The organism is Streptomyces torulosus (assembly GCF_001419765.1).
In the GTDB taxonomy this organism is placed as follows: domain Bacteria; phylum Actinomycetota; class Actinomycetes; order Streptomycetales; family Streptomycetaceae; genus Streptomyces; species Streptomyces torulosus.
The window spans coordinates 1-9141 of record NZ_LIRK01000692.1 but is presented as its reverse complement, the minus strand read 5'-3'; the positions used below and the strand labels follow the sequence as shown (position 1 = coordinate 9141).

6 protein-coding genes are annotated in these 9141 nt (G+C 72.6%); 2 read left to right on the top strand and 4 right to left on the bottom strand.

The window, feature by feature from the left end:
- The 4 genes from AOK23_RS37630 to AOK23_RS37615 form a co-directional block, all read right to left on the bottom strand.
- On the bottom strand, window positions 1-1110 hold a 1110-nt coding region (locus AOK23_RS37630), incomplete at its 3' end, for a PrsW family intramembrane metalloprotease (RefSeq protein ID WP_055716970.1).
- Between the two features lie 110 nt (window positions 1111-1220).
- Complete coding sequence (gene trmB / locus AOK23_RS37625) at window positions 1221-2018, bottom strand: tRNA (guanosine(46)-N7)-methyltransferase TrmB (RefSeq protein ID WP_055716969.1); 798 nt, start codon at window positions 2016-2018, stop codon at window positions 1221-1223.
- A gap of 365 nt (window positions 2019-2383) precedes the next feature.
- The gene (lhgO, locus tag AOK23_RS37620) at window positions 2384-3595 is read right to left on the bottom strand and encodes an L-2-hydroxyglutarate oxidase (protein WP_055716968.1); all 1212 of its coding nucleotides are present in this window, start codon (window positions 3593-3595) and stop codon (window positions 2384-2386) included.
- Between the two features lie 306 nt (window positions 3596-3901).
- A complete protein-coding gene (locus tag AOK23_RS37615; RefSeq protein WP_009320877.1) occupies window positions 3902-5326 on the bottom strand; it encodes an NsdA family TPR-like regulatory protein in 1425 nt (474 codons plus the stop codon).
- Between the two features lie 713 nt (window positions 5327-6039).
- On the opposite strand from AOK23_RS37615, the gene AOK23_RS37610 reads away from it, so the two are divergent.
- Entirely contained in the window at window positions 6040-8133 is a 2094-nt protein-coding gene (locus AOK23_RS37610; RefSeq protein ID WP_055716967.1) for an asparagine synthase-related protein, read from the top strand.
- Window positions 8134-8318: 185 nt separating this feature from the next.
- Window positions 8319-9089, top strand: a complete 771-nt coding sequence (locus tag AOK23_RS37605) for a hypothetical protein (RefSeq protein ID WP_055716966.1) — start codon at window positions 8319-8321, stop codon at window positions 9087-9089.
- Window positions 9090-9141: the final 52 nt, after the last annotated feature.

Genomic DNA, 9141 nt, shown 5'->3' with positions numbered 1-9141 from the left:
CCCCAACCGCCCCCGCCGCCGCAGAAACGCCAGTGACGTCGCGTACGCCTCGTACTCCGCGACGACCCGGGCGCCCCCCTTGCCGAAGTGGTACGACGCATAGTCCCGCGCCACCCGCCGGGCCCGCATCGACCCCAGCACGAACGGCTCGGGCGGCGTCAGCCACCCCGCCGCCGCGTACACCGGCAGTTCCTCCCGCACAGCCCGCAGCTCCCGCTGCCGCACCCAGATCGACAACCACGTCAGCAGCCCGAACATCGGCACCATGAACACCGCGTAGACCGCGAAGAACCCGTACTCCCCGAACGCCGCGGACCCGTTCCAGACCGCATGCATGCCCATCGCGAGCAGGAGCCCGCCGACCGGCACCAGCACCCGCCGCACGGGCTGCCGTTCCCCGGCCCTGGCCGCGATCCCGAACCCGATGCCCGTGAGCACGGTGAACAAGGGGTGCGCGAACGGCGACATGATCACCCGCACGAAGAACGTCGCGGCGGTGACCGACGCCAGCCCGGTCCCCCCGCTGAGCTGGTCCGTTCCGAACGCGGTCCCGAGGTACAGGATGTTCTCGGTGAAGGCGAACCCGGTCGCCGTGACGCCCGCGATCACCACCCCGTCGACGAGGCCCGTGAAGTTCCGCCGCCGGAACAGGAAGATCAGCAGCACGGCCGCGGCCTTGGCGGTCTCCTCGACGACGGGCGCTATGACGGTGGCGCCGAGGGTGTCGGCGTGCGACGGGTCGGCGGTGGCCGTGGCTATCCACTGGGTGGCGAAGCTGTTCGCCACGATCGCGATGAGTGCCGCCGCGCACGCCCCCCAGGCGAACGCGAACAGCATGTTCTTCCAGGGCCCGGGTTCCACCTGGTCCAGCCACCGGAACGCGGCCACGAGCAGCGGTACGGGCAGCACCGCGAGCCCCAGCCCGACGAGGAACCCCTCGGTGCCGGTCTGCTCGCGGACGAGCGCCAGAATGACGAGCCCGGACAGCGCGAGCAGCGCGATGAGAGAGCCGTACTTGACGCCCTTCCGCTGCCACCAGCGCGGGGGCCTGAACGCACCTCCCCCGGCGGTGCCGCTGGGGTGCGTCGGGTAGGGGGGACCGGTGGCCATTGCGTTGACCCTAACGAGCGATGGGCGCTGCCCGCGACGTCGTACCGTACGACCGGTCGCGGGGGTGTGGGGGTACTGTTCGGGCGCCTATGGGGGGTTGGAAGCGGTTCCTACTGATCTACGCGACGGAAGAGCAGATCGTTCACCACATGACCCTTGTCCAGTCCCTGGGCCTCGAAACGGGTCAGCGGCCGGAAGCCGGGACGTGGCGCGAACCCGCCGTCGGGCCGGGTGTTCTCGAAGTCGGGGTGGGCGGTCAGTACGTCCAGCATCTGCTCGGCGTACGGCTCCCAGTCCGTCGCACAGTGCACGATCGCGCCGGGGCGGAGCCGTGACGCGACGAGGGTGAGGAACTCCGGCTGGATCAGCCGCCGCTTGTGATGGCGCTTTTTCGGCCAGGGGTCGGGGAAGTAGACGCGCAGCCCGTTCAACGAGGCGGGCGCGAGCATCTCCCGCAGCAGGATGATCGCGTCGCCATTCGCGACCCGGATGTTGGACAGTCCGTTCCGGTCGGCGAGATTGAGGAGGTTGCCCTGGCCGGGGGTGTGGACGTCGACGGCGAGGACGTTGGTGCCGGGGTCCGCGGTGGCCATCTCGGCGGTCGCCTCGCCCATCCCGAAGCCGATCTCCAGGACGACGGGGTTCTCGTTGCCGAACAGTTCGACGAGGTTCAGCGTCCGCCCGTCGATGTCGAGCCCCCACTTGGGCCAGAGCCGCTGGAGGGCGTCCGCCTGCCCGGCCGTCACCCGGCTCCGCCGGGGCTGGAAGCTCCTGATCCGCCGCTCGAAGTGCGCCCCGGCGGGATCGGCCATGGGCCCGTCCGGAAAGCGGGGCTCACCCTTGGCACGGGTACGCCGAAGGGAAGCACCGGAGGTGCGGGACTCGGGGGCATTGGCAGACTCAGACACAGTGCCCCCAATTTTACGACCGCGAGAACGACCGCCTTCCCGCCGCGGACCGCAGGCCGAAGCGGGACCCAGGCCGAATGGGACCGCAAGCCGCACCGGCCCCGAAGCCGCAGCCGCTCCCAGGCCGAATGGGACCGCAAGCCGCACCGGCCCCGAAGCCGCAGCCGCTCCCAGGCCGAATGGGACCGCAAGCCGCACCGGCCCCGAAGCCGCAGCCGCTCCCAAGCCGAAGCGGTCGTCAATCCGCACCGGGACCCGAACCCCAAGCCGCAGCGGCCCACAAGCTCAAGCCACAACGGACCCGAATCCCCACCCGCAGTGTCCCCCGAGCCGCGGCCGGCACGCGGCGGCGGCCGAGGCCGACGTCACACCGCGGCCAGCGCGGCCAGCGCTCTCCTCCCGACCTCACGCCCGATCGGCAGTGACGCGGTCGCCGCAGGCGACGGCGCGTTCAGTACGTGCACCGCCCGCGCACCCTCGCGGATCAGGAAGTCGTCCACCAGCGTCCCGTCCCGCAGCACGGCCTGCGCCCGCACTCCCGCGGCGGCCGGTACGAGGTCCCCCTCGGAGATGCCGGGCAGCAGCCGCCGTACGGCCCCCGTGAACGCCCGCTTGGACACGGACCGCCGTAGCTCCCCGGCGCCGTACCGCCAGTGCCGCCGCGCTATCCGCCAGGCTCCGGGCCACGCCAGGGTCCCGCCCAGTTCCCGCACCCGTACGGTCCCCCAGCCGTACCCTTCGCGGGCGAGCGCCGGCACCGCGTTGGGCCCGAGGTGGACGGCTCCGTCGATGCCCCGGGTCAGATGCACTCCGAGGAACGGGAACGCCGGATCGGGCACCGGGTACACCAGCCCCCGCACCAGCTCGGGCCGGGCCAGCTCGTAGTACTCACCCCGGAACGGCACGATCCGCATGCCGGGCTCGTCCCCCGTCAACCGGGCCACCTCGTCGCAGTGCAGCCCGGCGCAGTTCACGAGGACGCGCCCCCGGACGATGTCACCGCCGCGGATCCGTACGGCCACGCCGAGCGAGGCTCGCCGGTCGATGTGCTCGACCTCGGCCCCGTACCGGATGTCGGCGCCCGAGGCCGCGGCGAGCTGCCGGGCGACGCCCACGAAGTCGCAGATGCCGGTGGTCCCGACGTGTATGGCGGCCAGTCCGCGCACCTCCGGCTCGTACTCGGTGATCTGGGCGGGGCCCAGTTCCCGGACCGGTATGCCGTTCTCCCGGCCGCGCTGCACCAGGGCGTGCAGCCGGGGCAGCTCCGAGCGCTCGGTGGCGACGATCAGCTTCCCGGTGACCTTGTGGGGGATGCCGTACTCGGCGCAGAACTTCACCATCTCGGCGGCGCCCTTGACCGCGTACCGGGCCTTCAGCGATCCGGGGCGGTAGTAGATGCCGCTGTGGATGACCCCGCTGTTGCGCCCGGTCTGGTGCCGGGCGGGGCCCGGTTCCTTCTCCAGGACGGTCACCCGTGTCCCCGGCGCGGCACGTGTGATCGCGTACGCCGTCGACAGCCCGACGATCCCACCGCCGATCACGAGCACATCACAGTCGTAAGCGCCCAGCCTCCGCACGCGCCCCACCTCCCGACTCTGATAGTGCACTGCACCACTGACAATGCCCTCAAACCCGAAAGACGTCTCCATGGCCTCGGTCACGTTCCGACCCAGGCCACCCGGACAGGGGCGCGGGGAACTGCGCGAAACCCCCCACACACCCGCACCCGCAAAACCGCACAAACCCGACAGGCAGGTAGGTGACCCCCACCCGCACCCGCAAAACCACACAAACCCGACAGGCAGGTAGGTGACCCCCACCCGCACCCGCAAGACCCCACGCACCCGGCACGCGAGCAGGCGCCCGGCCCTCGAGCGGAGCGTCTACGCCGGGGTCATCAGCAGCGGCCGTGCCCTCTCGCGCAGCTCGATCACCCGCGGCTCGTCCCCGTACGGCTCCAGTCGGTGCAGGAGATCCTTCACGTACTCGGTCGTGCGGGCCGAGGAGATGCGCCCCGCGACCTCCACCGCCCGTACGCCCTGCTCGCACGCCGCGTCGAGGTTGCCGGACTCCAGTTCCGCGACCGCCGACACGACGAGCCGCAGCCCGTGCGAGCGGACGAACTCCTCCGTCGGCCGTGACAGCGCCTGCTCGGTGAAGCGGCGCACCTGACGCGGCGCCTTGAGGTCGCGGTAGCACTCCGCGGCGTCCGCGGCGAACCGGTCGTAGCCGTAGAAGCCGAGCCAGGACGGGTCGTTGTCGCCGTCGCGGGCCCGCTCCAGCCACCCCTCGGCGGCCTTGAGGGCGGCGCCGGCGGCCACCGCGTCGCCCGCACGCGCGTGTGCCCGTGCCTCGACGAGCCGGAAGAAGCTCATGGTGCGGGCGGTGGCGAGCCCCCGGTTGCGTTCCAGCGCGGCCTGCGCGAGGTCGACGCCCTCGTCGCCGAACCCGCGATAGGTCGCCTGCAACGACATCGTGGCCAGCACATACCCGCCGAGCGGCACGTCGGCCGCGGCGCGCGCGAGCCGTAACGCCTGGATGTAGTACCGCTGGGCCGCCTCCTGTTGACCCGTGTCAAAAGCCATCCAGCCTGCGAGGCGGGTGAGTTCGGCGGAGGCTCCGAACAGCGCGCGTCCCACTTCGTCGGAGTACGAGCCGAGCAGCAGCGGCGCGGCCTCGACCCGCAGGCATTCGGGGACCATCGACGAACGCCAGTCGCCGCCGCCGTACTTGGAGTCCCAGCGCCGGGCGTCCTCGGCGGCCTCGCGCAGCTTCTGCACATCGCTGTGGCCGACTTTCAGCGGCGACCCCGAGCCCTCCGCGGAGCTCGCCTCGCGCGCCACCGAGCTGTCGGCCGGGGTTATCAGCCAGCGTGAGGCGGGCGTCGCGTACGCGCTGACCGCGAACGATCCGGCGAGGGACTGCCAGATGCCGCCGGAGCCGGCGCGTCGGCCCGCGAGGTCGAGGCGGTACAGCTCGGTCGCCGACCGCACGGCCTGTCCGACGTCACGGGGGAAGGCGAGGCCCACCTCGGGTGCGGGATCCGCGTCGGCCAGGCCGATCTCGTGCAGTGGCACGGGCCGGCCGAGCTTCTGGCCGATGGCGGCCGCGATGAGGTGCGGCGCGGCGCCCTGGGGGACCATGCCTTTGGAGACCCACCGCGCCACCGACGTCTTGTCGTAGCGAAGCGTCAACCCGCGTTGAGCGCCAAGATCGTTCACGCGACGCGCGAGTCCTGCGTTGCTGATTCCCGCGAGGGCGAGAACGGCGCCGAGCTTTTCGTTCGGCCCGCGTTGCTCCCTGGACATGCGCCACCCCTCGAACAGACGGCTGCCGCGGCGGCATAGGCACGCGGCATTCGTAAACCCAGCGTAGTTCGCCGCATCCCAAGCGTTAAGGGGCCTAAATCCGGATGGCGGGAATGTGGTCCGTACGAAAGTACGGACAGAGTACGGACTGTTGCCGCGTGCTCCCGCTGTGTGGCCGTGCGCCTGTCCGTGCGCTCTACTCCGGCCAGCGGGGGAGCGGTTCCATGGCCGTGCGTGGGTCGGCCCGCTGTACTGGATCCAGTGGGCTGGGGGACACCGCCGCCTCCATCCCCGCGGGCGGCGGACCGGTCCGGGAGGTGAACTCCGCCTCCCGGACTGTTCGTTGACACTGAGTCGCCATCGGGGTCGGTACGGAGGGTGTGTGAGTTCTGTCCCACGATCCCGATTTGGCCGAAAATCGACGGTGGGTGCGAGGGGTCAATACCCCTCCGACCACGTCTCTTGAGGGCGCGTTAGGAGTTTTGGGGGAGCGTATCGGGGGCGCATTCGCGTCGTAGACCCGGGGTCCACCTTTGTCGACCGCCCCGCTTCCGGGGCTGTCCGGCGGTGTGACGGGGGAGCGCTCAAGTCTCCCCAGGGGCGCACTTACCGGTGCGCAAGCAGCTCCGCACGCCCTCCATCGAGCCTCCTTCGTGGCAGCATGGGTGCCGTTCGTACGGTGCACTGGTTGTCCACAGCCTGTGGAGGCGTCGATGCGGTGGTTGGTGGGATGGAGCAGTACCGCCGCTGGCTCGCACGCCCTCGGCTCCGCCAGAGCCACCGGCCCGGACGGCGAGGCGGTGCACCCGGTCGGCTCCCACCCGCTGTGGGGCGACCCCGATCCGCTGTGGGCCGTCGGCGACTGGCGCCCCGACGAGGTGCGTGTCGTGCAGGCCGACGCCCAGACCAGGATCGCGATCCTCGGCATCTGCGGGGCCACCGACGAGCAGCTGCGCGTGGCCCTGTTCGCCGCCCGCGGCGGTGCCCTGCGCCATCTCACCGCCTGGCCCGGCAGTTACACGGCCGTCGTCCAGGTCGGCCGCCGGGTCACCGTCTGCGGTGACCTCGCGGGCGCGCGCCCCGTCTTCTACACGCCCTGGGCCGGCGGCACCGCGTACGCGACGGCCGCCCTGCCGCTGGCCGATCTCGTCGAGGCCGACCTGGACTTCGGGCACCTCGCGGCCCTGCTCGCCGCCCCCGACGTACCGGACGCCCTCCATGACTCCACCCCGTACGACGGCGTGCGCCGCATTCCCCCGGGGCATGCGCTGATCCTGCGCGCCGGGGCGCGCGAGATCGCCGGCTACGAGCCCGTCGCGTCCCTCGCCGTCGCCGCACCCGCCGCCGACCCGGACAGCGCGGTGGACGCGGTGAGGGACGCTCTCGTAGAAGCAGTACGCACCCGGCTGTCTGCTCCGCGCCACGTGCCCGACGTCGATCCGGGCCCCGTGCCCGGAATGGGCCCGGCGGAGCGCCGCGCCGCCCGCGGGATGCCGGTCCCCGGCATCGGCGCCGACCTCTCCGGCGGCCCCGCCTCGGGCACGCTGGCCCTCCTCGCCGCCGGCCTGCCCGGCGCTCCCGGCACGGTCCTGGGCCACGGCACGGGCGCCGGTGAACGTCTCCTCGCCGTCACCTTCAACGACCTGGCGACCGCGGGCCGCGAGGCCGAACTGGAACGCGCGGGCACCCTGGCCGCCAACCCCCGCCTCCACCACGTCGTCGTGACCGGCGACGAGGACGTCCTCCCGTACGCGGACCTCGACGTCCCGCTGACCGACGAACCGGGCCCCTCCCTCGTCACGGCGGCCCGTCACCGCGCCCGGCTCTCCGCCGGCAGTGCCGACCACTTCACCGGCTACGGCGCCCGCCAGGTCCTGGACGCCCACCCCGCCCGCCTCGCCGACCTGCTGATGGACCGCAAGCGCCGCCACCTCGTCCGCCCGGTCGCCGCCCTCGCCAAGGCGGACGGCTCGGTGATGGTCCCCGCGCGCGTGTACGGCGCCGCCCGGAAACTGGCCCGCACCCCGTACCGCGCGGGCGTCGAGGTTCTCGCCGACCGTCTGATGCGGCGCCGCTTCGACGAACCCGGCGGTGCCGTCGGAGCCTCGCTCGCCGCGCTCACCTGGGCGAGACCCGGGCCCGCCGCCCGCTGGCTGACGGGCGAGGCCCTGGCAGAAGTATCGATTCGCCTGGGTGCTGTGTCGGGCCGCCCGAGCGTCGGTCCGGGCCAGCGCCCCGGTGACTTCCGGGCCCGCGCGGCCCTGGCCCGCCACGCCGCCGACCTGCGCGTCCTCGAACAGGCCGCCGAGATCCGCTCCCAGCGCCTGCACACCCCGTTCCTCGACAACCAGGTCGTCCGCGCCTGCCGGGCCCTCCCCGAGGCCCTGCGCGTCCAGCCCGGCGCCCGCGCCGCCATCCTCCGTACGGTCCTGGAGGGCGCCGGTGTCACCGACCTTCCGCCCGGCTGGGGCGCCCCCTCCCACGCCACGTCCGCTGCCGCGGCCCGCACCGGCCTGCGCGTCGCCGCCGACACACTGATCGGCCTCTTCGACACACCGCTCCTCGCGCAGGCCGGCCTGGTGGAGGCCCGCGTCGTCCGCAAGGCGCTCCGCGCGGCCGCCGCGGGCGAGCCCCTGCCCCTGGACGGCCTCGCCGACCTCGTCTCACTGGAACTGTGGCTGCGCCGCCTCCTCTCCCGCCGGGGCACCTGCTGGACGGGCACCCCGGCCAGACAGCGCGCCGTGCCCGCCGGGATCACCCCCCAGCGGGGCGCCCTGGGCGCGGGGGCGACGGCCCGGCAGGCGTAGCGGCGGCGCGGCAGGGGCGACGTAGCGGAATCTCGGAGTCCGGACGTGTACAACCAACGGGGCCCTTCGACGGTCTCCCCTCGCGATCGGACAGACGTCCGGCTCCCCGGCACCTCATGTGCACGTACGCGCCCCCCGACGCAGGGCACACACGAGGTGCCCGTAGCTCTTGTGCCTGGAGAACCATGCGTACACGTACGGCCGCGGCCGCCGTCCTCGGCACCTCGGTGCTGCTCCCGCTGCTCGTCCCCGCCGCCGCCCACGCGGACACCGCGAAGGGCGACACGGTCTTCACCTCGGTGAACTTCAACAAGAAGACGTTCAACGTGGGCGTCAGCACGGCCCAGACGGTCACGGTCGCCGCCACGGCCAAGGACGGGTCGGGCATGCAGGGCATCCTCGGAGCCAAGCTGGTCAGCTCCGACGACAAGATCATCCACGCCTACGCCGCCGACTGCACCCGGCCCACCTCCACCACCATGAAGTGCGTCTTCAGGTTCACCCTCGACCCCGACCGCTCTGACTACTACGGGCTCAGAAACAGCTCGGCCGGCACCTGGCGCTTCACCGCCGAGGCCGTCGCCAAGGACAGCGACTTCTACGACCTGGAGACCAGCGCCAAGATCCAGGTGAAGCGGCTCGCCAGGCTCGCCACCACCCAGGCGGGCCCCGAGCCCGTGGCCAAGGGCGCCAAGCTCACCGTCACCGGCGCGCTGACCCGGGCCGACTGGAACACCAACGTCTACGCCGCCCACGCCGGCCGGTCCGTGGCCCTCCAGTTCAAGAGGTCCGGCACCTCCACGTACACCACGGTCAAGACGGTCACCTCCGACGCCGGCGGCAAGCTCCGCACCACGGTCACCGCCTCCACGTCCGGCACCTGGCGCTGGAAGTCCACCTCGACGTCCACGACGAGCGGGGCGACGGCGTACGGCGACACGGTGACGGTGCGCTGACGCGGACGGTGACGGTGACGGTGCGCTGACGCGGACGGGGGCGGTGACGGTG

What these genes read in the sequence shown, in the direction of transcription:
- AOK23_RS37605 (WP_055716966.1), top strand. Translation starts at nt 8,319, where the DNA reads ATGCGTACACGTACGGCCGCGGCCGCCGTCCTCGGCACCTCGGTGCTG.
- AOK23_RS37610 (WP_055716967.1), top strand. Translation starts at nt 6,040, where the DNA reads ATGCGGTGGTTGGTGGGATGGAGCAGTACCGCCGCTGGCTCGCACGCC.
- AOK23_RS37615 (WP_009320877.1), bottom strand. Translation starts at nt 5,326, where the DNA reads ATGTCCAGGGAGCAACGCGGGCCGAACGAAAAGCTCGGCGCCGTTCTC.